Genomic DNA, 24,383 nt, shown 5'->3' with positions numbered 1-24,383 from the left:
GGTGCAGCTGGCCATGCTGCCGCGCAGGCCTCGCCAGGCGCGCGTGGCGCGCACTGGCTGGCCAATGGCGCCGCTGGCCGGCGTCACGCTGGCGGCCGTCGCCGCTACGCCGTGCCGCGCCGATGGCGCCGCCCTCTTCCCGTGTGAGATTTTCCCGGCCGTGCATGCCCAGGTGCAGCTGGCCATGCTGCCTCGCCAGGCGCGCGTGGCGCGCACTGGCTGGCCCGTGGCGCCGCTGGCCGGCGTCACGCTGGCGGCCGTCGCCGCTACGCCGTGCCGCGCCGATGGCGCCGCCCTCTTTCCCGCGTGAGATTTTTCCGGCCGTGTGCGCCCAGGTGCAGCTGGCCATGCTGCCGCGCAGGCCTCGCCAGGCGCGCGTGGCGCGCACTGGCTGGCCCGTGGCGCCGCTGGCCGGCGACACACTGGCGGCTGTCGCCGCTACGCCGTGTCGCGCCGATGGCGCCGCCCTCTTCCCGTGTGAGATTTTTCCGGGCCTGCGCGCCCAGGTGCAGCTGGCCATGCTGCCGCGTGGGCCTCGCCAGGCGCGCGTGGCGCGCACTGGCTGGCCAATGGCGCCGCTGGCCGGCGTCACGCTGGCGGCCGTCGCCGCTACGCCGTGCCGCGCCGATGGCGCCGCCCTCTTCCCGTGTGAGATTTTCCCGGCCGTGCATGCCCAGGTGCAGCTGGCCATGCTGCCGCGCAGGCCTCGCCAGGCGCGCGTGGCGCGCACTGGCTGGCCCGTGGCGCCGCTGGCCGGCGTCACGCTGGCGGCCGTCGCCGCTACGCCGTGCCGCGCCGATGGCGCCGCCCTCTTTCCCGCGTGAGATTTTTCCGGCCGTGTGCGCCCAGGTGCAGCTGGCCATGCTGCCGCGCAGGCCTCGCCAGGCGCGCGTGGCGCGCACTGGCTGGCCCGTGGCGCCGCTGGCCGGCGACACACTGGCGGCTGTCGCCGCTACGCCGTGTCGCGCCGATGGCGCCGCCCTCTTCCCGTGTGAGATTTTTCCGGGCCTGCGCGCCCAGGTGCAGCTGGCCATGCTGCCGCGTGGGCCTCGCCAGGCGCGCGTGGCGCGCACTGGCTGGCCAATGGCGCCGCTGGCCGGCGTCACGCTGGCGGCCGTCGCCGCTACGCCGTGCCGCGCCGATGGCGCCGCCCTCTTCCCGTGTGAGATTTTCCCGGCCGTGCATGCCCAGGTGCAGCTGGCCATGCTGCCGCGCAGGCCTCGCCAGGCGCGCGTGGCGCGCACTGGCTGGCCCGTGGCGCCGCTGGCCGGCGTCACGCTGGCGGCCGTCGCCGCTACGCCGTGCCGCGCCGATGGCGCCGCCCTCTTTCCCGCGTGAGATTTTTCCGGCCGTGTGCGCCCAGGTGCAGCTGGCCATGCTGCCGCGCAGGCCTCGCCAGGCGCGCGTGGCGCGCACTGGCTGGCCCGTGGCGCCGCTGGCCGGCGACACACTGGCGGCTGTCGCCGCTACGCCGTGTCGCGCCGATGGCGCCGCCCTCTTCCCGTGTGAGATTTTTCCGGGCCTGCGCGCCCAGGTGCAGCTGGCCATGCTGCCGCGCAGGCCTCGCCAGGCGCGCGCTGCGCGCACTGGCTGGCCCGTGGCGCCGCTGGCCGGCGTCACGCTGGCGGCCGTCGCCGCTACGCCGTGCCGCGCCGATGGCGCCGCCCTCTGGCCATGGTGTGCCGGAGCAAATTTCTCTATTTGGTTTCCTTCGTATCTTGATTTGAATCTTTCTTTTTCAGTACGGGCTTCGGTAATTTCAATATCTGTAATTGACCACGTAGTTCTGCTGCCGTTTCTACCGCAACTCTTTCGGATTGCCGCAACGTTGCAATATTTTCCTTTGCGTTACTCAATTCCCTAGCCGCACTTTCCAATCGTGCATTTGCGGCTTCAACTCTCGAATCAGAAGAAAATAACTCTTTAGTTCGCAACTCTATCGTCTTGCCTTGATCTGCTACCTGACTATTTAAACTAGAAATTCGTTCGCTAGATTCCACATTCTTTTCCTGGCAATCTGCCAGTGTTTTTTCTACTATTGCAAAACGAATATTCGTTGATGAAAGCAACTCCCTCATTTCATCAAGCTGTTGTTTTAATTGATGATTTTCATTCTCTGATTTTGCCAACACTTCCAGACGAGTTTCAGCAGTAGTGATCTTAATTGCCAAGTTCATGCCTATGGCCCGCTCTTTCAATATTTCATTTTCGATTTCTATTTTCTCGATTCTTAGTTGGCTAATTTCCTTAGACTGAATTTGACAACTGATATTTAACTCAGCTTTTTCATTTTGCAAAACTTCAATTTCATTATTCAATTTCTGGCACTCACTTGTAAGTGCCTCTAAATCGCCTATCGTATCCGATAATTGATTTTTAATATCATGGACAGTATCTGAGTTGATTCTTGAAATCTCAGATAGTAATGCTCGTTGCATTTGTTCTGATAAGGCAACAGGAGGTGTGGCTTTATCAGAACGATTTTCCTTCCACTTATTTAAATGGCCTTGAATCGTACTTGCCGATCCCCCTAACAGGGAAATTAATAATCGTTGAGTCGGGCGCTGCCCCCTTACTAGAATACTTTCACATTCAGACGCAACTTGTTCATAAGATATGCCGATACGACCCGGTTTCGATATTGATTGCTGGCTAGTCATGGCGTTAGTTCCGATTAAGGTCAATGTATGAATATAGTATCATACAATATCAAGATACGATATGAAATGATATCTTTTAATTTTGGTACGCTCGATATGCACATTTTTAACCCGTACAAGCAACCCCTGGGAGTGTCCCCCTAAAGGGGGCCGGTCCCTTGCAGGGATCGCTATTCGCTCTGTCCCTTCGGGACTGGCCCAAAAAGCCGGGCCACCCTTCCAGGCACCTCACTCAACGACCTAGAGAGCGCGCGCAAGCGCGCAAAGGGCGCTTGCGCGCCAACGCTGTACGGCCGCGTCTATCAATGCTGACCCGGACACATGAGTTTCGGCGCTACATGGCAAATCGTAATCAAGTTCGTCAGCGATGCAAGGGATCGCTACGCTCATCTACTACACCCGTTCAGACTCGCCAAGGCTCGCTTAGCTGCGGCTTTCGTAGATGCCCTTGCATCGCTTCCTACACTTAATTTCGATCGCCATACCGCGCCGAAACTCATGTGAACCGATACACAGATTTATAAGGGGAAACTGCCGTTCATCAGAACGATTCCGCTAAAAAATCTATGTAACCCGATACACAAAAAAAGGAAAATTTATGTCAATTGATTCACATCAAAAAAATTTCATGAAACTAATTGAAAAAGCTTCACGACGCCACAGAAAACATGAAGTATTTCGTGATTTTTGTGAAGTAATGGCAATTGCTCTAAGTAATGCTGTGGATAAAAGACAATTTGAGAAGCGAGAAAGTAGATATTTTGAAATTCTGAAAAAGTATGAGAAAGAAGAATTTAACTTGTTTCCTGAAATGTTTGCGGAAGTGGTTAATTCATTGGCGGATAAATATCATGATTGTTTAGGTTCGATATTTATGGCCATGAATTTGGGCGACAGCTGGAAAGGACAATTTTTTACGCCATATAGCATATCTTATATGATGGCAAAAATGACGTTTTCGGGGCTTGAGGAAAAGGTTAAAAGCAAAGGATATATCGAACTTAATGAGCCTACATGTGGCGCCGGAGGGATGATTATTGGTATGGCACAGTCTATGATTGATATTGGAATTAACTATCAAGAACATTTACATGTTATAGCACAAGATATTGATGAAACGGCGGTTCATATGACATATATACAATTGTCTATACTGCATATTCCAGCAATTGTTATCCACTGTAACAGCCTGAATCCGGGGAAAACGTGGTCTGACTGGAGTACACCGGCGCATATAATCGGAGGCTGGAAATATCGTGTAGGGACAAATTTAGTAGAGACAATATCGGAAATAAAAGTGCCATTACTAATGCCCGCCAAAATGGTCAATGCAATGCCAGAAATGGGGCAACTCAATCTTTTCAGCTGACCCGCATACGCAACTGTTTGCCATGTGCTGTTGCCGGGATACGCCCCTGCGCTTACGCGCACCGCTACCGCGGCGGGGGGCTACCGGCAACAAAACAGAGTCCCCCGGACTCTGTTTCAAGGCACAGCATGGCGCTGCAGCTGAACTCTATTCATAGTCCAAAACCGTTATCCAGAAAGACGGTTTTTGCCCCAACATGAAAGAGTAGATTGTCTTAATAGCAATAGAAAATTGCATGAATTTTCATTTTATGTACGTAATTTTCAAATATTTTCAAAAAATATCTACTATTTTCATCATTTCATTGATATTTATGTGACCTTTTGCTATAATATCTGTATTGCAGAGCAGCGCAGCGAGGTGCAGATGGCCTCACCCCCCTTACAGATACCCTATATAAAGGATGTTGAAAATGAAAAATAGCCCATACCAAAAAGAAATGGTACAAATCAAAAACCTTTTCGTTGCTGAAGAAAATGTTCGCCAGAACAAAAAAGGAATTCCAGAGCTTGCGAAAATGATTAAAGAACAGGGCTTGATTCAGAATTTGACAGGCTACAAAGAAAAGAAAAAAGGTAAATACACGAACCGTAAGGGCGTTTGTGCGGGTGGCCGCCGCACTCTCGCACTGCAGTATCTGGTTGAAACTGGCGAATACTCGGAAGATCAAGAGGTAGAAGTATTGATTATTCCCCAAAAATTGGCCGTGGTTTATAGTCTGATGGAAAACGAGCATGAACCTATGCATCCAGCAGAGGAATGCACTGCATTTAAAGCGCTGGTGGACGAAGGACATACTGTCGATGAAATTGCATCCATGTTTAGTGTCACAGCATCTGTAGTCAGCCGTCGCTTGCGCCTTGCAAATCTTGACCCTATGTTCATGAAATTGTATCGCTCCGATGAAATAAAGTTAGATCAACTAAAAGCACTTGCCTTGTCTGACGACCATGCAACCCAAGTGCTTGCATGGCAGAATACCGCACCTCAGCATTACGCTGTACACATTCGCAATCAACTTACACAAAGCGACATTCCATCTGGCGCAGCACTAGCAGCATTTGTAACGGTAAGTCAGTATGAGGCTGCAGGCGGCGCTATTACCCGTGACCTTTTTAGCGATGACGGAAATTGTTTCTTAAAAGACCCTCAACTATTACATAGTCTTGCACTGCAAAAACTGGAAAAAGAAGCCAGTAAGCACAGCGAGAATAATGCAGGTTGGGTAGATATCTCCGTAAATGCCGATTATGACTACTTGCAGCAATATCGGTTAGCAAAGATGGCAGAGAAAGAATACAGCGATGAAATTAAAGAATTGGTGGAAATGCTTGTGCAAGCATGCAGTGATTTCCAGGATGAAATAGATAATTACGATAACGATGCGATAGATTATGAGGAAAAAACAGATATCATCGCCGGAAAGATAGTTGATATAGAGAAGCAAATTGATCTGATTGAAAAAGCCCATGTTGTTCCTGATGAGAATGATTTAGCTAAAGCTGGAACGGTATTATCTATTGACAGAAATGGAAATCTGGTCAAGTTTGAAAATCGGGTACGGCGTGCGGATGATACAGATGAAGATAACGCAGATAGTAACAAAATTGAGGAAGAGGAAGAGAAAGAAAAATCACCTCATTCTGCCCCTTTGATTCGGCAGCTTACAGCTCATCGCACAGCAGGTATTCAAGCTGTACTGATCGACCAGCCACAAAAAGCACTGGCGATTCTCGTGCACAAAATGGTGCGCGATGTATTCGGCTTCCGTAGTGAACGAAGCTTAGTCCAAGTTTCCACTACTACCCCTTATCTGGTCAATGATGGCGACGATTTGCGTGAATCTCCGGCCATTATAAAAATGGCAGAAAAAAAACAAGAATTAGAAAATCTGTTTCCTAAAAATGATGAAGGAAGTTTATTTGATTGGTTGCTCTTGCAAAATGAAAAAATGTTATTAGACATATTGGCATTTTGTACAGCATCAAGTATCAATACCGTACAAAGTGACGAGCAAAAAGAAAGCCATGTTGCACAAGTTGAAAAAGCGATATCGTTTGATATGTGTGACTGGTGGACACCAACAAGTCAATCTTATTTTAGCCGTGTGCCAAAGTCGCAAACAATTAAAATTGTAGCTGGACAAGTATCAATGGACATTGCTTCTCCGTTGAACTCCTTGAAGAAGGCAGAAATTTCCGCTGCGGCGGAAAAGAATATGATTGGGCGTCGTTGGATTCCTGAATTTCTGAAACCTGAATAATTTGTCAACGAGCGGGCCTATGGCCCGCTTATGACGCTTATGAAAGAAAAAATGGATATGTCAGAAATTGTAAAAGCTCCCCATAAGATGAGCTTAACCGAATTCAGAGTGCAGGAAATTGGAAATCCGTACTATCGTGACCAGGGCGACATACTCGCCGTCATGAACATTCATAAAAATCATATTTTAGCGGCCATTGAAAACGGATACAGAGTAGACCCATCAATACTCGCAGAGCACTATTTGATCGACGTCGGGGATATGCCTGAACACACTTCATTATCATCTGAACAAAAGGAGATTATAACGGGATCGGAACTATGTATTATTCTAAGCAAATTGGATATATCATTACCTGTACGTTTTGTCGTTGATGAAAATTTCTCAAAAAATAAGGATGGTGCGCTGGTTGTCAAGCAAATTCAGCATAGATCAGGTGTTGTAGAAATATCTCTTTCCCCGATGAATAATAGGAAAAGCCAAGGCTGATTGGATCGGCAAGAAGAAAGGGAGCGCTACGCGCTCCCTTTCTTCTTGCCTCAAGGAAGGATGAGCCAACATGCCTCACCATGCCGGGCTTACGCTTCAATGAAAAAAGGGCGCCGTTGGCGCCCTTTTTTCATACCGCGAAGTCTTCGCGGTTTTTGCCTTCCAGCCATTTCGGCTGACGGCCCCGACCTGTCCAGGTACTACCCGTTTCAGGATCTTTGTACTTGACCGGCACCACCGACGGAGCTTTCACGCCTTTGTTTTTCTTACCACCAGATGCACCAAGCAAATCAGCGGTAGACATACCCAGGTTCGCAGCCATTACGGCAACTTGCTCGCGCGCGGTATTCAACGCAGCAGCATGTGCAGCCTCGGCAGCTTTGGTGATTTCTGCCAGCTCCGTAGCATGACGGGCTTTCATTTCGATGATTTCTTTTTGATACTGATCGTATGTTTTCATGCTTTATATCCAATGATTAGTGATTGGTTTTAAAAAACATCCTTATATGAGGATATCTCTACAACGGGAATAAGCATAACATCATAAATAACTTTAAACAATACCTCTTTTTAAAAAAATACGTCTGTTTAAAGATGGTCTTTAAATTGAAATATTAATGTTAAATAATTAATTCAGCATGCTCTTTAAATGTCAGATCTTGGACGTGTCCCCCTAAAGGGGGCCGGTCCCTTGCAGGGATCGCTATTCGCTCTGTCCCTTCGGGACTGGCCCAAAATACCGGGCCACCCTTCCAGGCACCTCACGCATTAGCCCTTCGGGAGGGCACGCAAAACATAGAAACGCCACTGTCAACATTTCGCTATGCGCTGCGGCCGGGATACGCCCCTGCGCTTACGCGCACCGCTACCACGGCGGGGGGCTACCGGCCGCAAAACAGAGTCCCCCGGACTCTGTTTCAAGGCGCAACATAGCTCTACAGCGATACCGATACGCGAACCTTCAAAGGCGTCTATAGAAACAGGGGGCCGGCAAAAGCCGGTAGTTGCATTCGCAAGAAATTTCAAATTATTTCAAAAAATATGCGAAATAATCAAAAAATATACGAAATTTGCAAAATATTTCACGAATTATCATCTTTTCGCTTGATATTTGTGTGACCTTTTGTTATACTTCTTGTGTGGCAAATAAGAAGATTTACTTTTAAAACAGATTAAGGAAACCTCATGAGCAGATTCGCAACTCAAACCGCATATCGTGGACGTGAACCGCTGACCGACGAAATGATGCAGCGTATCGCGCCCTCGATTTTTGCCACGGAGGCGCATGAAAGTCGCTCAGAGCGATATACCTATATTCCCACTTCTACAGTTGTCGCTGCATTGCGCGCGGAAGGTTTTCAACCGTTTATGGTGAGCCAAGCAAGAACCCGTAGTGTTGAGAAAAAAGAACATACAAAACACATGATTCGTATGCGGCAAGCAAACCAGTTCAATGCTGATCGTGGCGAAGAAGTTAACGAAATCATCTTGATTAACAGCCATGACGGTACATCAAGCTATCAAATCATTCCAGGCGTATTCCGTGTGGTGTGCACAAATGGTCTGGTCAGCGGTAAAGGGAACCGCGATGTGAAGATCCGGCACAGTGGAAATGTTATTGATAATGTAATTGAAGGCGCGTTTCGTGTTGTTGAAGAGTTTGCGTTAGTAGACGAACACAAGGAAGAAATGAAGTCCATTGTCCTCGACAAACAGGAGCAAATCATTTTTGCACGGCATGCATTAGAACTGAGATACGAAACTGAAAACAAGCCTGCTCCGATAACCGCAGAACAAATTTTACGGCCGTGGAGACAAAATGATGTGAAAACAGACCTTTGGACTACATTTAATGTAGTCCAAGAAAATATGATAAAGGGGGGGGTGCCGATCCGGACTGAAAAATTCACCAGAACAAAAACAAGAGAGGTCAAGGGGATTGACCAGAATGTACGACTGAACCGAACTCTTTGGAGTTTGGCGGAAGAAATGAAAAAATTGAAAAATGGGTAACTTAATCGAACAGTAAAAGTAGTGAAGCGCAGTATGTTTGCAGACAACTGCGCTTCTTCAAATCTAACATTTTCAGGGGCAAGAAATGAAACAAGATTCTAACAAAATTTCGATACACGTGGACGATTTTATTAAACTTCCTGAGGATCAGCGTAAGTTTGATGGCGGGCCAATGGTTTTGTCAAGTATCAATGGAGCGCGAATTTTTGTGCCAGCGAGAATTATTGGTATTTGAATAGGCGGTCTTCGGGTGCGGTCGCTGCCCAGGTTGCCGCCGCTGGTCGAGCTGGCCGGTGGCCGCGCCCTGCCCCGGGCGAGATTTCCGGGTGCGGTCGCTGCTCAGGTTGCCGCCGCTGGTCGAGCTGGCCGGTGGCCGCGCCCTGCCCCGGGCGAGATTTCCGGGTGCGGTCGCTGCTCAGGTTGCCGCCGCTGGTCGAGCTGGCCGGTGGCCGCGCCCTGCCCCGGGCGAGATTTCCGGGTGCGGTCGCTGCTCAGGTTGCCGCCGCTGGTCGAGCTGGCCGGTGGCCGCGCCCTGCCCCGGGCGAGATTTCCGGGTGCAGTCGCCCCCAGGTTGCCGCCGCTAGTCGAGCTGGCCGGCGCCGCCGCCCTACCCCGTGCGAGATTTCCGGGTGCGGTCGCTGCTCAGGTTGCCGCCGCTGGTCGAGCTGGCCGGTGGTGCCGCCCTGCCCCGGGCGAGATTTCCGGTGCAGTCGTTGCCCAGGTTGCCGCCCCTGGTCGAGCTGGCATGCCGAAATGCGAATGCTAACACTTCGCTATGTGCTGCGGCCGGGATACGCCCCTGCGCTTACGCGCACCGCTACCACGGCGGGGGGCTACCGGCCGCAAAACAGAGTCCCCCGGACTCTGTTTCAAGGCACAACATAGCTCTATAAAGGTGCTTGTTTTCATACGTTTAAAAGCGTCTATATAAAAAGGCTTTCAAATGGCAACGGGATAAAGTGCTGTATCTTCTCAGTAAATTAAATATTGACCTTTTTGTGACCTTTATGTATAATTGAATTAATCGTTAATAGGAGCGGAAATGAATAGCTTAAACAAAGTAATTCTGATTGGAAATGTTAAAGAATCTCCGACACTTCGCAAGTTTAATAATGGCACGCCTGTTACAAATCTGATGATTGCCACTAATGATTACTTGGGGGGCGGTAAAGAAATAACTGAATGGCATAGATTGCAATTGGATGGGAATATTGCTAAATCTGCATGTGAGAATCTTCAAAAAGGTGACTTGATTTATATAGAAGGAAGTTTGAAGACGAAAATTTCACATGATAAAAAAGCTGGGGTTGATCGCTTTACAACCGAAATAGTTGTGACCTTTCTTGAAAAATTCACTGGTGCAAAATGATGACTACTCTTATTATTGGGAAAAATACAATTTGCGTAAGAAGTGTTAAGTTTGGTGAGTTTTCATCGGTCGCCATTGCAATGGGCGCCACTTGGAATGACAATAATAAAACGTATGATTTTCCAGTTAATCCTGATGGAGAATGGCGTTGTATAACAGCAAAACTTATACTGGATCTGGCTCATAGGCATGGGATGATTTAATCGTATTTTTTTAAATATTTTGTTGACCTTTTTGTGACCTATTGATATAATATCTTTATTGGATAATTAATTAGGAGAACAAAATGACTGTAGAAAATGTGAAAAATAGTTTGTCGAATGCACGGAAAATGGCTGATGGCGAAGATAAAAAATTGGAAATATCAATTGCCTTGAGTGATGCTGAGTTCTTCGGTTATAACGATTATGGAAGTGGAGTATATACACCGCCTGCTGATTTTCGTGATGAACCTGACTTGTTGGCATCGTGGAAAGAGGGGCAAAAGAGTGCAAGAAAAGACGCGATGAATCCAGAGTATGACTAAACTGTGATTGGATGGCTTTCAGCAAGTGCCGAAGGCCAACGAATAATATACTGGAGTTTAGAAATGCTATCTTGGAAAATAATGAAAGCTACTGAGGCTGCATGCGAGAGTGTTTGCATGGAGGAGATGGCTGCAATTCACTATGGTTACAAATACAGGATATGGAATCGCTTGGCATCCTGGGGCCGCGGATTTTTGGAAGGCTGGAAAAACTATGAGGTGCAGGCCCGGAAGCGGCAGCTGGAAGACGGCCGAGAAAATCACGGGGAAAAGTAGGGCGGATCGAGGCGCAACGCCCGGTCAAATTACGCCAGGCGCAGCGCGACCACGCGCGGCGCTGGCCAGCCAGCAGCAGCTGGAAGACGGCCGAGAAAATCACGGGGAAAAGTAGGGCGGATCGAGGCGCAACGCCCGGTCAAATTACGCCAGGCGCAGCGCGACCACGCGCGGCGCTGGCCAGCCAGCAGCAGCTGGAAGACGGCCGAGAAAATCACGGGGAAAAGTAGGGCGGATCGAGGCGCAACGCCCGGTCAAATTACGCCAGGCGCAGCGCGACCACGCGCGGCGCTGGCCAGCCAGCAGCAGCTGGAAGACGGCCGAGAAAATCACGGGGAAAAGTAGGGCGGATCGAGGCGCAACGCCCGGTCAAATTACGCCAGGCGCAGCGCGACCACGCGCGGCGCTGGCCAGCCAGCAGCAGCTGGAAGACGGCCGAGAAAATCACGGGGAAAAGTAGGGCGGATCGAGGCGCAACGCCCGGTCAAATTACGCCAGGCGCAGCGCGACCACGCGCGGCGCTGGCCAGCCAGCAGCAGCTGGAAGACGGCCGAGAAAATCACGGGGAAAAGTAGGGCGGATCGAGGCGCAACGCCCGGTCAAATTACGCCAGGCGCAGCGCGACCACGCGCGGCGCTGGCCAGCCAGCAGCAGCTGGAAGACGGCCGAGAAAATCACGGGGAAAAGTAGGGCGGATCGAGGCGCAACGCCCGGTCAAATTACGCCAGGCGCAGCGCGACCACGCGCGGCGCTGGCCAGCCAGCAGCAGCTGGAGAAATGGCCGAGAGAATTTCACAGGTAAAACGGTGAGGCATCGACGGCCAGCAGCGCGACGGCGGGTGCTGCCGATCGTCAGGCCGCAGCCGCGCGCCCAGGGCGCGAGCCTGCAGGCCTCTAGCGGAGCGGTCTACCAGATCCAGGGGGGGGCGCATATGCGGACTGCATCGAGGCGGGGCAGGCAGCAGCCGGAGAAATGGCCGAGAAAATCACGGGGGAGGGGAAGTAAGGGAGCTAAGTCTAATGTTTGCTCAATAGGGCAATGCCGGAGCTAGAACCAGCCTCCGGCATTGTTGACTATTTCGCTGCAGCAGCTTTTTGAAGAGCATCTTCAACTTTTTTTCGTGTAGCGGGTTCCAATAAAGGAAGCGCTTGAACAACTGCACGACCGATACGGGCATGTTCATAATCATTGCTTTTGGCATTAAACGAAACCATACCAAGAACTACTAAAATACCGGTAAAAATACTACAGCAGAACATAGAAGAAACAATAAGGACAAGATTTTTCTTGCCGTCGAACGGTTGACTATTTTTCTGAAGCACAGGCGAAACATTTTGGGAAGTCGCCACCTTTTCAAGAAGATGAGTTACGTGCTGTAAAACATTATCAGATGATATTTCCCAGTCGTGAACCTTTTTCCCGAATTTTTGAAGATCAGCGGTAATCAGTTCATGAGATTCCTTCATTACATTAGAAAGAGATTCTGCACTGACCAATAACGCTTCTGTCTTATCGAGAAGCGGGCCCACTTCGCCCAAAAGAATTCGCCATTGAGCATCTTTTGTCGTTTGTGGGCCGTTCATTATTTCTTCGCCTTCTTAATATATGGTGTCAAAAGGGCCTGATATCCTTGCTGCAAATCCGAATACGCTGAAATTGCCAGGTCTTTCCGGATTTGGGAATCACAAGCATTTTCAAAGGCATCCATATCTTTGTCTGCTTTGGCTTGTTTACGTGTAGCGACCCAATCTGTTTTGTCGAGGGCCAGTTCACGGATAGTTGCACGAACTGCTTTCACCATTTCAAACACTTCATTGTTCTTAATGATTACATGGGGCAACCAGGACGCTTTGGTTTGTCCCACGGATGATGCGTAACCTTGAACGTGAGCGTAAGTCTCGTTGAGGGTATCAACTGCACCATATTGATTAAATACAACCCGGATTTTTTCAGCAGGGATGCCCAAATTGGAAAGCCATTCAATTGTGGCAATCGTATCTTTTTGCTGTTTTTCAGCGGGGACAGTGGGGATTACGACAATATCAAATTCGCCAATCGCGGAACGATATTTCGTCAACTCTTCCATAAACACAGCCACATTAGAGGCGCCGACGTCAATGATAACATCATCATTTGTCATCAATTCGCGGTAAATCTGTTTGAATTGGCTGCCCTTGAACTGGTCAGCAACAATACTATCAACATCGGACGCTTCGCTATGGTTGATTGATTCAACGGAAATGTATTGGGCGGAAGGACGTTCAGCTTTAAGAAGATGAACAGACATTGCAGTTTTTCCGACGTTGCCGGAGAGGTTAAGAACGCAAATTTTCAATTCTTGATATTGGCTCATTTCATTTTCTTTCTGGTGGTTAAGGTTGAGTTTTGGTGATTAAAATCAATGTACTACTTTTGCCGATTATTTTTTTCAGCGTTTCTAGCAATTTTCGAATAGTCAACAGATGCTGCACGTTGAGCTTTTTCCAATGCTGATCCAGATTCGGAAGCAACGGCATTTGACATATCTTGCTCCAGCGAATCAAGTTGCTGCACTGGATAGAATGGCGCCGCTCCCTGGCTCTTGACCACAGGTTGATGGACATTTTCATTTTCCTGCAGCGTCATTTTTTGAACGTAGCGGGTGAATGTAACATATGGAATGTTGAATCCCGAAGAGTTCAAGTTTTTACAGATTGCATTCATTTTAACTTGGCGCTGAATAGCATCCTTAATTTCTGGCCAAAGCGTTGTGAATTCGGCAAACTTCGTTTTTGGCTTTAATTCTTTCAATGACTCACTAACAGAGTCATGCAATGGAGCCGTTTTATCAATTTCCTTCATTTTGTATCCTATGATTCAATTGTATCCTAAGATACAAATTATTTTTGTTCGGGGGTCGGATCTCGGAGTTCAGAACGAGCGCGCGAGAGAGTTACGCGGAATGTTCGTAGCGTGAAAGATACGCCAGCCTCATTCAGAACTTCGACAATCTGCTCATGGGAATATTTGCGGGCACAGGCTTCTATCTGCGGGAAAATGTGATGAATGATCGCGCGCTTGAAGGATAGCTTCATTGCCAGGGCTTGCTCTACTGCAAGTTTCAGCATATCCAGTTCCGTTTGTTCCATAGTCTTTCCAATGTGTTAGTCGAGCTGCAATTATCACATGTAATTGCATGCATTACCAAGTATTTGCATATTATATCAGTTTATTTCACTAAAAAAGAGGGTATTTGCAAAAAATTTCAGAAATTTTCAATTTATTCCATTTTTGTGGTGATTCGGAGGAAAAGCAGGGGAGAAATACGCTTTTTCGATGCGTCCTAGCCAGGCAAAAGCTGGTGGGTAGAGCCAAAGCCAGGGGGGGAAATGCCGTCCTAGAGTGCCACACCATACGCACCTTACAGGTGCACTGCAAACCCGCATGAACTAAGGCTAACGCTGTATGACACAAAATTTGAAATGTATGACAGATCAATGTAAACTATTGATTCTATGAAATTTAATGATAGGAAATGTCACACATGGCTATGATAAGTGTTCGATTGAACACGGAAGATGAGGAAATCATTCGAGCAAAGATGGTTTTGACCGGCGATACAGCAATTAGTACGTTCATGAGACGTGTCTCTTTATCAACAGATTCGGCCGATAGCTCTGGTATTGGTGCACTCAACAAACAAATAGAAAATCTTATTGAGGGGAATAGACAACAACAAAAAATGATACGAGAAATTTTAAGTCATAAGAATGATGGAATTGAATTGTCAATGCTTGCTAGTGTATTTGTAATGTTGTATAACTCCGTAGATGAATCTATTCAACATCGAGTTAATAAATCTATTGATATTAGAGCAATTGAAAGTTTTTTAAATAAAAAATAAGGATTAACTATGAGTGCTGGACAAAAAAGACGTGATGATAGAAATAATGCTGCATTGTTCTTCTTGATAATAGTAATTGCTGCTGCTATGTGGGTGTACGCGGTAAATATGACATTCTCAATACCGAAAGAGAAAATTGCTGCAGGATATTTCTACGCCTTGCTAGCAACGCTGACTGATATCAAGCTATGGCTGCCGCCTTTGTTTGGGATTGTATTTGGAATGATAGTCGCCGTTCAATTCTATATTTATTATAAGACGGGATTTAACGGGGGGGATTTTATTTCAAAATTGCGGGGCCCTGATATGGTGAGTGCTGCAAGATTAAAGGACATTACTAAGGAATATTGGAAAAAGCAATTATCGTTCATGGGAATACCCGTACCTACTTCAAAAGAAAATCAACACTATGCGGTAGCAGGATCGACCGGAACAGGTAAATCACAAGCAATCAGTGCGTATATTGAAAGCGCCCATGCAAGAGGCGATCAGACAGTATGCGTAGATCCCAACGGTGGATTCATGGAAAAATTTTGGAAAGAAGGTGATTTTATATTGAATCCATTTGATGCACGAACGCAGTCTTGGTCAATTTTTAATGAAATAAAAACGGCTTATGATGTCGAGCAATATGCAGTAAGTATGATTCCAAAAAGCCCAACCACAGAGGGGGAGCAATGGAATGCAATGGCAAGGACTATTGTTGCAGAAGTAATGTTGAAGTTGGTAAGGGTTAGGGAGGGAACAACTGAAAAACTTGTATATTGGTTAGTAGAGGCAACAAATGAGCAATTACAAAAAATGTTGGCGGGAACTTCCGCTGCAGGTATGTTCCATGGAGCCGAAGAAACGCTAGGCAGCGTAAGAGCCGTTCTTACACGCTATGTGGTTCCTCATAAATTTTTGAGTGTAGAACCAGGGCAGGAAAGTTTTTCCATTAGGAAGTGGCTTGAGAGCGGAACAGGTAATCTATGGATTACCTGGCGTGAGGATATGCTGGAAGCCACTAAGCCACTTATATCTTGCTGGATTGATGTTATATGCGCTAGCTCATTGTCATCTAATGTCGAGGCCGCAAAGGATATGCATCTGATTATTGATGAACTTGATTCATTATCTAAACTGAACTATCTTATCCAGGCCGCCACAAAAGGGCGTAAGCATCTGTTCAAAATATTTGCTGGTTTCCAATCCTTGGCCCAACTTGATGAAACCAACGGTAAAAATGATGCCTTGACTCTGCGGAATAGTCTACGTAACTTCGGTTGTTTGGGAGTGAGCGAAGGCGATACATTCACCACAGAAGAAGTTTCAAAAGGTTTGGGAGAGCATGAAGTCTTACGGAAAAAAATATCATTATCAGGCGGAACCATGGGAGCCAAAGCAGGTAGTTCGATAGAAACAAATTCAGAAAGATTGGTGAAGCCATCTGAGATTAGCGGGTTGCCAGATCTGTGTGGATATTTGAAATTAGCTGGAGATATACCAGTGGCTAGAATTCAAATGAAGCATAAGAAAAGAGTTTCAGTTACGGAGCCAATGATAATTATCAAAAATAAATGGACAACTGATTTAACTACAGCTGCAAAAAATAGACTGAAATTTGGAGTTGCAAGTGCTGTCATTTAAATTTGTCAGCGACGCCGGAGGTGCTGCCCATTATTTCGAAAATAATGATGACTACTATGCGAAAGAAGGGCCAAAAGGAGAGTGGAAAGGGAAGGGGGCTGAATTGTTGGGACTTGATGGAACTATAACAAGTAAACAATTTAAGAAGATTTTAGAAGGTCATTTACCCTCCGGTGAAATAATTAGAAAGTCGAATACGACTAATCAAGGAAATGGGAAAAAGTCAAAAGATAGATTAGGTATTGACTTTACCTTTAGTGCTCCAAAAAGTGTAAGTATAGCGGCACTAGTAAATGGCGACGAAAGAATTATTAAAGCACATGATGAAGCTGTATCAGAGGCTATTACTTTTCTTGAGAGCAAGGCAGTAGCCAGGCTGAAGGTTAAGGGGAATAGTTTTCGTCAGCATACAGGTAATTTGACTGTGGCGACATTCCGGCATGAACTATCAAGAAGCAAAGACCCACAACTACATACTCATGCAGTCATGATGAACTTGACCATGCGCGATGATAAAAAATGGGTTGCATTAACTAATGATGAAATTCTAAATAGCGTAAAAACAGGGGGGGCTTACTATCGAGGAATATTGGCTGAGAAATTGAAAGAGATAGGATATGAAATACGGGTTACAAAAAATGGATTTGAACTTTCAGAAATATCTGATGAAGCAATAAAGGTTTTTAGCAAAAGAAGTAAGCAAATTGAAGAAGCATTGGAGAAGTATGGAAAGGATAGAAAATCAGCGAGTCAAGAGCTAAAACAAATGCTGACATTAGCAACTCGCCCAGTCAAGACGGAAACCGATAGGACGGTTTTGCGGGATGAATGGAAAAGAGTTCTAAGTGAGGTTGTTGTATCTATGGACGAAAAAAACAGCTCTCTTAAAGTTGGGAAAACCACTGCAAAAATAAAACCCATAAAAGAGGGGGGGGCGAAGAAAACAGATAAGCCTTTCGTTAAGGAAAAAGGTGGAAATGAAGAATATGTTAATTTGGATGGTGGAAAATATGTAAGCCAAGGTGATACGTCATTGGAAGGCGAATCCAGGGCAGAGATACTAAATGGCGAAATGGCCGATGTTTATTTGAATGACGAAATATCGCCAAAAGAAAGTTCCGCTGTAAAAGCTGTGAATTTTGCCATTGAACATTTGATGGAGCGCCAGGGCATTTTTACCAAAGGGGAACTTCTTGAAAGCTCATATAATCATGCCTTGGGAGCATTTAAGGAAATTGAAGATGAGATTTTAAAAGCCCAATCTGATGGACGTTTGATTGCAGAATTGCCGCTTTATCAAAGTGCAAAATCATTTGAGAGAGACAAAAAGGAGAAAAGCAAATTTCAGGCAGATAATTTTAGGCAGGATGAAGAAGATCTAAAAAAGCTGACTAAATCATCGTGGGTCGCCTTAACAATGGCTAAAACTGGAAAATCACAAGCAGAGGTAGAAAAGTTCGTTGAGGATTCCATTTCTAAAGGTCGTCTTGTATTAGTTGAACAGCGTTTCACTACTGGTGAAATGTTGAATGCTGAAAAAAGCATCCTAAGAATGGAGGTCGATGGTCGTAATAGAGTGGAGCCCATCAAGTCCAAAGAAGAAGTATCTAGTATGTTTAAGGGTACAACCTTAAATGCAGGGCAATTTGATGCTGTGGAGCTTATATTAACCTCAGATAATAGATTCGTAGGAGTTCAAGGATATGCGGGCGTAGGAAAAAGCCATATGCTTAGTGAAGCTGTGGAAGTAATTAAAGAAGAGTCTATGAAGAATGCTATGGAGAGGGGGTATGATGTTATCGGCTTAGCTCCGTATGCCTCCCAGAACAAGGCATTGGCAGATTTAGGAATGAAATCGCAAACATTAGCATCATTTTTAATGCGCCCTTCGGATCAGGCGAAATTAAATAATAAAACCATTGTATTTCTTGATGAGGCAAGTGTAGTTCCAGCACATCAAATGAGGGATCTAATGCATTTAGTCGCTGAAGCGGATGCCAGATTAGTTATGACAGGTGATAGAAAACAAACTCAGGCAGTTGAGGCAGGTAAGCCGTTTGAACAGTTACAAGACGCAGGAATGAGTGTTGCACACATTACAGAAATTCAAAGGCAAAAAAACATCGAACTTAAAAGCGCGGTGGTAAGTGCCGCAAATGGACGTATAGCCGAAGCTGCAAAAAAACTAGAATCGCGTACCATTGAAATAGTAGATCCTGAAGATAGGTATACTAAATTGGCGAAGGATTTTACCGATTTGCCTGAGTTGGAGCGCGAAAAGACATTGATCGTGACAGGCACTAATGTTGCCAGATCTAGCATCAATTCTAAGGTTCGTTCGAATCTAAAAATAGAAGAAGGAATAATGGTAAGAAATCTGGAAAGCATTGATATGAGTAAGGCTGAAAAGAAAATTGCTTCACTTTTTAGTAAGTCTCAAATATTAATGTTTGAGGGTAAGGAATCTTTTGGATTGAAGAGAAATACTCAATACGAGATTGTAGATATAAATGTTATTGAAAATAAAATTGAAGTTGTATCGCCAGATGGAAATATTGTAAGTTTTGATCCGGCTAAAAAGCAATCCATATCAATATTTGCCGAAACTGAAATTGCATTAGCAAAGGGCGATTTTATTCGGATAACTAGAAATAACACTAATCTCTCGTTGGTTAATGGTTTTCGGACGAAGGTTGAAAGTGTAACTGATGCTGCTGTAATTCTAGATAACGGTACTTCTATTCCACGTAGTGATCCAATTCACCTTCAATATGGTTGGGCTACGACAGTTCATAGTTCTCAGGGGCTGACTGAAAAAAGAGTTTTAATTGATGCAGATACATCTAGCTTAACAAGTAATCGTGCTGTTTTTTACGTTGCAATATCGCGCTCAAAAGATGACTTAGGCTTGTACACTGATTCGAAAAAATTAATTGGTGAAGTTATGTCTAGGGAGCCGAAAAAATACGCTGCACTGGAGCTTCGTAGTGATGATTTGGAGAAAAGGATAATGGCTACTAGACTTCAACGTGAGCAATTAAATGGGGCAATTGTTCGCTCGCCGGATAATTTAGTTAAAACATCAAGTCAAGAGGTATTAAAAGAAAAACGCCAATTCTCATTTAAATAGGATATTGCGGAAATTTGCAAAGCTGAAATGTGTGCGGCGCAGTTCCACGGTGGCCGAGAAAATTTCACAGATAGAACGGGCGGCATCGACGGCCAGCAGCACCGCGGCGGGCGCTGGCGAGCTGCAGGGCGCTACCGCGCGCGCCAGCTGGTGCACGGCCAGGGCGCGGGCTTGTAGGCCTCTCGCGGAGCGGTCTGCCAGATCCAGGGGCGCAGCGGCCAGCGGCCGAGAAATTCCGCGCCAATACGGACTGCATCGAGTCGGTCGCGGCCCGACCGGCAGCGGCGTGCTGCAGGCTAGCCAGCTGGTGGTCCAGCGACGCGGGCCTGGCGCACGTCGCCGGCTGCGCGATCAGCAGAAGCGGCGCCGGTCCACGGCGGCCGAGAAAATTCCACAGGTAAAACGGGGCGGCATCGACGGCCAGCAGCACCGCGGCGGGCGCTGGCCAGCTGCAGGGCGCTGCCGCGCGCGCCAGCTGGTGCACGGCCAGGGCGCAGGCCTGCAGGCCTCTCGCGGAGCGGTCTACCAGATCCAGGGCGCGCAGCGGCCAGCGGCCGAGAAATTCGCCCGCGCCAATCCGAACGGCATCGAGGCGGACGCGGCCTGGCCGGCAGCGACGCGGGCCTGGCGCACGTCGCCGGCTGCGCGATCAGCAGCAGCGGCGCCGGTCCACGGCGGCCGAGAAAATTCGACAGGTAAAACGGGGCGGCATCGACGGCCTGCAGCACGACGGCGGGCGCTGGCCAGCTGCAGGGCGTTCCCGCGCGCGCCTGTAAGCCTCTCGCGGAGCGGTCTGCCAGATACAGGGCGAGCAGCGGCCAGCGGTGGAGATATTCGCTCGCGCCCATGCGGACAGCATCGAGGCGGCCCGTCCCGAACAGCAGCGGATGACTATTTGGTATCGGATGCTTGATCTACTATTGGGGAGCATTACCAAACATCCCAACGGTTACTAGACGGAATAATTCTCAGGCTCAGACGATATTTTAAAAATGTGTTGCAGTGGTGCGATTTCACACCTATAATGTTTCCTATAGACATTTTTTTGGTCAGAAAAAAATGACCACATTATCATCAATAATTTTTTGGAGAACGTATGAAGATGAATAATAAAATTCTTGTAGCAATCTTGTTTGTCGCATTGACTGGATGTGGCGGAGGTGGTGCTGGTTCGCAGACTACCCCTGATGTTCCTGTTGTAGTAGTACCCCCTGTGGTCGTTCCCCCTGTAGTAGTACCCCCTGTGTCAGCAAATCCGATTGATCCTTATACAAATTTGCCGACTAATGGATCTGCAATTTCCGTGTTGAATGGCATTGTTTTTAATACGAATGGTGCAATTGTAAACGCATATGTCGTACAGGCAGACGGTGCCAATGGTGCTTTAGTCGGTACTTCACAACCAAGCGATATGTCTGGTAAATTTCAGATTCAGTTCTCAAAGATACCTAGTGGAATGCTGCGTTTGGTAAGCGCTGGTGGTTCCACTATTTCCTTGGTAGACAATGCAAAACAAGAAAATGTTGGTTTGGAAATTGTTATTCCGTACTTGACTAGTGATACAGATAATCTGGTGATCACACCTTTGACCAGTATCATATCTCATCTTGTTTCCTATAAAGCAAAAGAAGGCGCAACATTAAACAGTGCATTTATTGCATCAAACAATACGGTTTTGAGCATTAGTTCGCCAAACATTATCTTGAAGGATGATACTCGTATCGGTATGAGTTTACTTAAAACATACCCTGGTTCTTTGGCGGATACAAACTCAACGTATATTGATGTATTAAAAGCATTTGAATGGTTCGGGGTCCGCTATGATTTGCCATCTAAAACAGTTACAAGAGTATTGTCTTCATATTCTGAAAATGCGTTTCCACTTTCCGGTGTAAATGGAAAAAATATTTCCATCAATGTCGGAAAATGGGTAGGCGCTGGATTTGATGATTCTTATCCATTTGTTCTTGATGAATTGACGGCTCAAAAGAATGCTGATGGCACAAATATAATTGTTGGCGGGATTGTCATTCATGAATACGTGAAAAACTACATTGCGACGGATTTGATTCAATATTTTTATCGCAACAGTGCGTGCTTGAGTGACGATAAAGCTGCTTCCCTTTTTAGTCGTTACCCAAATGATGCTGGATTATTCTCTGATCCAATTTTGAAAAAAACTGTTTGTGATAATATCAGTAAGCAGATTACTGATCTGAATGATCGTATCAAAACAAACAATCGAAGCAAAATTATTGGCTGATATTGTTAAAGCTGATTACCCGTCACTTTTGACGGGTTTTTTTATGGAATTTGAAAATGGATTTTGCAGCTCTTATTGTGTCATGTACGCCTTCCAATGTCTCCCCTGACACTATGTCGCACATTGTCAATGTTGAAAGTTTCAAAAGGCCAAATGCGATTGGTTATAAAATAGTAAAAAATGATGGTACTGTTTTTATGCTGACCTCCCAACCCAAGAACCGCGATGAAGCTATTGCTTGGGCTTCGTGGTTTATGGAACATGGGTATCATTTTGATGCCGGGGCAGCCCAGGTAAATTCTAGAAATTTCAAAAAATACAATTTGAATATAAATACTATATTTAGTGCTTGTGAAAACATTAGAGTTGGTGGCGAAATATTAGCCGAGTGTTACTCCCGAGCATTGCCTAAATACGTTGATCAACAAGTCGCTTTGCGGGCGGCTATCTCTTGCTATCAGTCTGGAAATTTCAACACTGGATTTAAAACCGGCTACGTTCAAAAAGTAGTTAATTCAAAATTAAATTCCAAAAAATAATTCGCCTCATCCAGTGGCGCAGCGGCCAGCGGCCGAGAAATTCGCCCGCGTCAATCCGGACGGCATTGAGGCGGACGCGGCCCGACCAGCAGCGGCGTGCTGCAGGCTGGCCAGCTGGTGGGCCAGCAACGCGGGCCTGGCGCACGTCGCCGGCTGCGCGATCAGCAGCAACGGCGCCGGTCCAAGGCGGCCGAGAAAATTCCACAGGTAAAACGGGACGGCATCGACGGCCAGCAGCACAACGGCGGGCGCTGGCCAGCTGCAGGGCGCTGCCGCGCGCGCCCGCTGGTGCACGGCCAGGGCGCAGGCCTGCAGGCCTCTCGCGGAGCGGTCTACCAGATCCAGGGCGCGCAGCGGCCAGCGGCCGAGAAATTCGCCCGCGCCAATCCGGACGGCATTGAGGCGGACGCGGCCCGACCAGCAGCGGCGTGCTGCAGGCTGGCCAGCTGGTGGGCCAGCGACGCGGGCCTGGCGCACGTCGCCGGCTGCGCGATCAGCAGCAGCGGCGCCGGTCCACGGCAGCCGAGAAAATTCCACAGGTAAAACGGGGCGTCATCGACGGCCAGCAGCACGACGGCGGGCGCTGGCCAGCTGCAGGGCGCTGCCGCGCGCGCCAGCTGGTGCACGCCCAGGGCGCAGGCCTGCAGGCCTCTCGCGGAGCGGTCTGCCAGATCCAGGGCGAGCAGCGGCCAGCGGCCGAGAAATTCGCCCGCGCCAATCCGGACGGCATCGAGGCGGGCGCGGCCCCACCGGCAGCGGCGTGCTGCAGGCTGGCCAGCTGGTGGGCCAGCGACGCGGGCCTGGCGCACGTCGCCGGCTGCGCGATCAGCTGCAGCGGCACCGGCCCACAGCGGCCGAGAAAAATCCACAGGTAAAGCGGGGAGGCATCGACGGCCAGCAGCACGACGGCGTGCGCTAGCGAGCTGCAGAGCGCTCCCGCGCGCGCCAGCTGGTGCACGGCCAGGGCGCGGGCCTGCAGGCCTCTCGCGGAGCGGTCTGCCAGATCCAGGGCGAGCAGCGGCCAGCGGCCGAGAAATTCGCCCGCGCCAATCCGGACGGCATCGAGGCGGGCGCGGCCCCACCGGCAGCGGCGTGCTGCAGGCTGGCCAGCTGGTGGGCCAGCGACGCGGGCCTGGCGCACGTCGCCGGCTGCGCGATCAGCTGCAGCGGCACCGGCTCACAGCGGCCGAGAAAAATCCACAGGTAAAGCGGGGAGGCATCGACGGCCAGCAGCACGACGGCGTGCGCTAGCGAGCTGCAGAGCGCTCCCGCGCGCGCCAGCTGGTGCACGGCCAGGGCGCGGGCCTGCAGGCCTCTCGCGGAGCGGTCTACCAGATCCAGGGCGCGCAGCGGCCAGCGGCCGAGAAATTCGCCCGCGACCGTGCGGACGGCATCGAGGCGGGCGCGGCCTGGCTGACAGCGGCGTGCTGCAGGCTGGCCAGCTGGTGGGCCAGCGGCGCCGACCTGGCGCACGTCGCTGGCTGCGCGATCAGCTGCAGCGGCGCCGGTCCACGGCGGCCGAGAAAATTCCACAGGTAAAACGGGACGGCATCGACGGCCAGCAGCACAACGGCGGGCGCGGGCCTGCAGGCCTCTCGCGGAGCGGTCTACCAGATCCAGGGCGCGCAGCGGCCAGCGGCCGAGAAATTCGCCCGCGCCCATGCGGACGGCATCGAGGCGGGCGCCGACCGATCGAAGGCGGCATGCTGCAGGCTGGCCAGCTGGTGGGCCAGCGGCGCCGACCAGGCGCACGTCGCCGGCTGTGCGATCAGCAGCAGCGGCACCGGCCCACAGCGGCCGAGAAAAATCCACAGGTAAAGCGGGGCGGCATCGACGGCCAGCAGCACGGCGGCGGGCGCTGTCGCGCGCGCCAGCTGTGGTGCACTACCAAGTCGCGGTCAAGCAAGCCTTGCGGGGGATCGACCCAATAGGGAGGGGTAATAGCCATGGGAGGAGGTTGCTAGGAATTTATG

General features: G+C 48.9%; 26 protein-coding genes. 16 read left to right on the top strand and 10 right to left on the bottom strand.

The genetic code is table 11. The features are described from left to right. Positions 1 to 13 precede the first annotated feature (13 nt). The 3 genes from JAB4_RS30470 to JAB4_RS30460 are packed head-to-tail and all read left to right on the top strand — an operon-like array spanning position 14 to position 1,338. On the top strand, positions 14 to 310 hold the full coding sequence (locus JAB4_RS30470; RefSeq protein ID WP_193725228.1) for a hypothetical protein: 297 nt from the start codon (positions 14 to 16) through the stop codon (positions 308 to 310). Continuing rightward, on the top strand, positions 285 to 824 hold the full coding sequence (locus JAB4_RS30465; protein ID WP_193725227.1) for a hypothetical protein: 540 nt from the start codon (positions 285 to 287) through the stop codon (positions 822 to 824). The genes JAB4_RS30470 and JAB4_RS30465 overlap by 26 nt, the downstream gene beginning before the upstream one ends. Next, a complete protein-coding gene (locus JAB4_RS30460) occupies positions 799 to 1,338 on the top strand; it encodes a hypothetical protein (protein ID WP_193725227.1) in 540 nt (179 codons plus the stop codon). Before JAB4_RS30465 ends, JAB4_RS30460 begins: the two co-directional genes overlap by 26 nt. A 359-nt stretch (positions 1,339 to 1,697) precedes the next feature. Here the strand turns inward: JAB4_RS30460 and JAB4_RS30455 are convergent, their stop codons facing one another. After that, positions 1,698 to 2,660, bottom strand: coding sequence for a DNA-binding protein (locus JAB4_RS30455; protein WP_071653576.1), 963 nt, complete (start codon positions 2,658 to 2,660; stop codon positions 1,698 to 1,700). A 598-nt stretch (positions 2,661 to 3,258) separates the two neighbouring features. On the opposite strand from JAB4_RS30455, the gene JAB4_RS30450 reads away from it, so the two are divergent. The 3 genes from JAB4_RS30450 to JAB4_RS30440 all read left to right on the top strand — a co-directional run bounded on the left by JAB4_RS30450 (position 3,259) and on the right by JAB4_RS30440 (position 6,781). After that, complete coding sequence (locus tag JAB4_RS30450) at positions 3,259 to 4,029, top strand: N-6 DNA methylase (RefSeq protein ID WP_070308576.1); 771 nt, start codon at positions 3,259 to 3,261, stop codon at positions 4,027 to 4,029. Between the two features lie 412 nt (positions 4,030 to 4,441). Then, positions 4,442 to 6,292, top strand: coding sequence for a ParB/Srx family N-terminal domain-containing protein (locus tag JAB4_RS30445; RefSeq protein WP_175444836.1), 1,851 nt, complete (start codon positions 4,442 to 4,444; stop codon positions 6,290 to 6,292). Positions 6,293 to 6,331: 39 nt separating this feature from the next. Continuing rightward, positions 6,332 to 6,781, top strand: a complete 450-nt coding sequence (locus JAB4_RS30440) for a hypothetical protein (RefSeq protein WP_139143908.1) — start codon at positions 6,332 to 6,334, stop codon at positions 6,779 to 6,781. A gap of 130 nt (positions 6,782 to 6,911) precedes the next feature. On the opposite strand, the gene JAB4_RS30875 is transcribed toward JAB4_RS30440, so the two are convergent. Next, positions 6,912 to 7,241, bottom strand: coding sequence for an H-NS histone family protein (locus JAB4_RS30875; protein WP_070308580.1), 330 nt, complete (start codon positions 7,239 to 7,241; stop codon positions 6,912 to 6,914). 725 nt (positions 7,242 to 7,966) lie between these two features. Here JAB4_RS30875 and JAB4_RS30430 point away from each other — a divergent pair. The 5 genes from JAB4_RS30430 to JAB4_RS30410 all read left to right on the top strand — a co-directional run bounded on the left by JAB4_RS30430 (position 7,967) and on the right by JAB4_RS30410 (position 10,689). Then, complete coding sequence (locus JAB4_RS30430; RefSeq protein ID WP_070308581.1) at positions 7,967 to 8,794, top strand: DUF932 domain-containing protein; 828 nt, start codon at positions 7,967 to 7,969, stop codon at positions 8,792 to 8,794. Between the two features lie 85 nt (positions 8,795 to 8,879). Then, the gene (locus JAB4_RS30425; RefSeq protein WP_175444837.1) at positions 8,880 to 9,029 is read left to right on the top strand and encodes a hypothetical protein; all 150 of its coding nucleotides are present in this window, start codon (positions 8,880 to 8,882) and stop codon (positions 9,027 to 9,029) included. 807 nt (positions 9,030 to 9,836) lie between these two features. Beyond that, positions 9,837 to 10,163: a single-stranded DNA-binding protein gene (ssb, locus tag JAB4_RS30420; protein ID WP_071653578.1), complete on the top strand. Its 327-nt coding sequence runs from the start codon at positions 9,837 to 9,839 to the stop codon at positions 10,161 to 10,163. Continuing rightward, positions 10,160 to 10,366: a hypothetical protein gene (locus tag JAB4_RS30415; protein WP_139143909.1), complete on the top strand. Its 207-nt coding sequence runs from the start codon at positions 10,160 to 10,162 to the stop codon at positions 10,364 to 10,366. Before ssb ends, JAB4_RS30415 begins: the two co-directional genes overlap by 4 nt. A gap of 83 nt (positions 10,367 to 10,449) precedes the next feature. Further along, a complete protein-coding gene (locus JAB4_RS30410; RefSeq protein ID WP_139143910.1) occupies positions 10,450 to 10,689 on the top strand; it encodes a hypothetical protein in 240 nt (79 codons plus the stop codon). A gap of 1,350 nt (positions 10,690 to 12,039) precedes the next feature. Here JAB4_RS30410 and JAB4_RS30405 read toward each other — a convergent pair. From JAB4_RS30405 to JAB4_RS30390, 4 genes are read right to left on the bottom strand one after another with little or no spacing between them, the layout of a single operon-like run. Then, a complete protein-coding gene (locus JAB4_RS30405; RefSeq protein ID WP_139143911.1) occupies positions 12,040 to 12,549 on the bottom strand; it encodes a hypothetical protein in 510 nt (169 codons plus the stop codon). Beyond that, positions 12,549 to 13,319 (bottom strand): StbB family protein, encoded by a 771-nt coding sequence (stbB, locus tag JAB4_RS30400; protein ID WP_070308583.1) that lies wholly within the window; start codon positions 13,317 to 13,319, stop codon positions 12,549 to 12,551. Before stbB ends, JAB4_RS30405 begins: the two co-directional genes overlap by 1 nt. 53 nt (positions 13,320 to 13,372) lie before the next feature. Continuing rightward, positions 13,373 to 13,807, bottom strand: coding sequence for a hypothetical protein (locus JAB4_RS30395; RefSeq protein ID WP_139143912.1), 435 nt, complete (start codon positions 13,805 to 13,807; stop codon positions 13,373 to 13,375). 38 nt (positions 13,808 to 13,845) lie between these two features. Then, entirely contained in the window at positions 13,846 to 14,094 is a 249-nt protein-coding gene (locus tag JAB4_RS30390) for a hypothetical protein (protein ID WP_070308585.1), read from the bottom strand. 395 nt (positions 14,095 to 14,489) lie between these two features. Between JAB4_RS30390 and JAB4_RS30385 the strand changes: the two genes are divergently transcribed. The 5 genes from JAB4_RS30385 (at position 14,490) to JAB4_RS30365 (ending at position 22,410) form a co-directional block, all read left to right on the top strand. Beyond that, positions 14,490 to 14,849 (top strand): hypothetical protein, encoded by a 360-nt coding sequence (locus JAB4_RS30385; RefSeq protein ID WP_139143913.1) that lies wholly within the window; start codon positions 14,490 to 14,492, stop codon positions 14,847 to 14,849. 9 nt (positions 14,850 to 14,858) lie between these two features. Beyond that, positions 14,859 to 16,478 (top strand): type IV secretion system DNA-binding domain-containing protein, encoded by a 1,620-nt coding sequence (locus tag JAB4_RS30380; RefSeq protein ID WP_083287450.1) that lies wholly within the window; start codon positions 14,859 to 14,861, stop codon positions 16,476 to 16,478. Next, complete coding sequence (gene mobF / locus JAB4_RS30375) at positions 16,465 to 19,608, top strand: MobF family relaxase (protein ID WP_175444838.1); 3,144 nt, start codon at positions 16,465 to 16,467, stop codon at positions 19,606 to 19,608. The genes JAB4_RS30380 and mobF overlap by 14 nt, the downstream gene beginning before the upstream one ends. Positions 19,609 to 20,704: 1,096 nt before the next feature. Further along, a complete protein-coding gene (locus JAB4_RS30370; RefSeq protein WP_139143952.1) occupies positions 20,705 to 21,871 on the top strand; it encodes a hypothetical protein in 1,167 nt (388 codons plus the stop codon). Positions 21,872 to 21,927: 56 nt separating this feature from the next. Further along, a complete protein-coding gene (locus JAB4_RS30365; protein ID WP_071653597.1) occupies positions 21,928 to 22,410 on the top strand; it encodes a lytic transglycosylase domain-containing protein in 483 nt (160 codons plus the stop codon). Positions 22,411 to 22,416: 6 nt separating this feature from the next. Here JAB4_RS30365 and JAB4_RS30360 read toward each other — a convergent pair whose 3' ends face one another. The 4 genes from JAB4_RS30360 to JAB4_RS30345 form a co-directional block, all read right to left on the bottom strand. Then, positions 22,417 to 22,704 (bottom strand): hypothetical protein, encoded by a 288-nt coding sequence (locus JAB4_RS30360; protein ID WP_193725225.1) that lies wholly within the window; start codon positions 22,702 to 22,704, stop codon positions 22,417 to 22,419. 38 nt (positions 22,705 to 22,742) lie between these two features. Next, positions 22,743 to 23,279: a hypothetical protein gene (locus JAB4_RS30355; RefSeq protein WP_193725231.1), complete on the bottom strand. Its 537-nt coding sequence runs from the start codon at positions 23,277 to 23,279 to the stop codon at positions 22,743 to 22,745. Positions 23,280 to 23,738: 459 nt separating this feature from the next. Further along, complete coding sequence (locus JAB4_RS30350; RefSeq protein ID WP_070308558.1) at positions 23,739 to 23,978, bottom strand: hypothetical protein; 240 nt, start codon at positions 23,976 to 23,978, stop codon at positions 23,739 to 23,741. 39 nt (positions 23,979 to 24,017) lie between these two features. Beyond that, the gene (locus JAB4_RS30345) at positions 24,018 to 24,257 is read right to left on the bottom strand and encodes a hypothetical protein (protein WP_070308598.1); all 240 of its coding nucleotides are present in this window, start codon (positions 24,255 to 24,257) and stop codon (positions 24,018 to 24,020) included. Between the last annotated feature and the right edge of the window lie 126 nt (positions 24,258 to 24,383).

The organism is Janthinobacterium sp. HH102 (assembly GCF_001758625.2).
Classification (GTDB): domain Bacteria; phylum Pseudomonadota; class Gammaproteobacteria; order Burkholderiales; family Burkholderiaceae_D; genus Janthinobacterium.
This window is presented reverse-complemented; position numbering and strand designations above follow the sequence as displayed.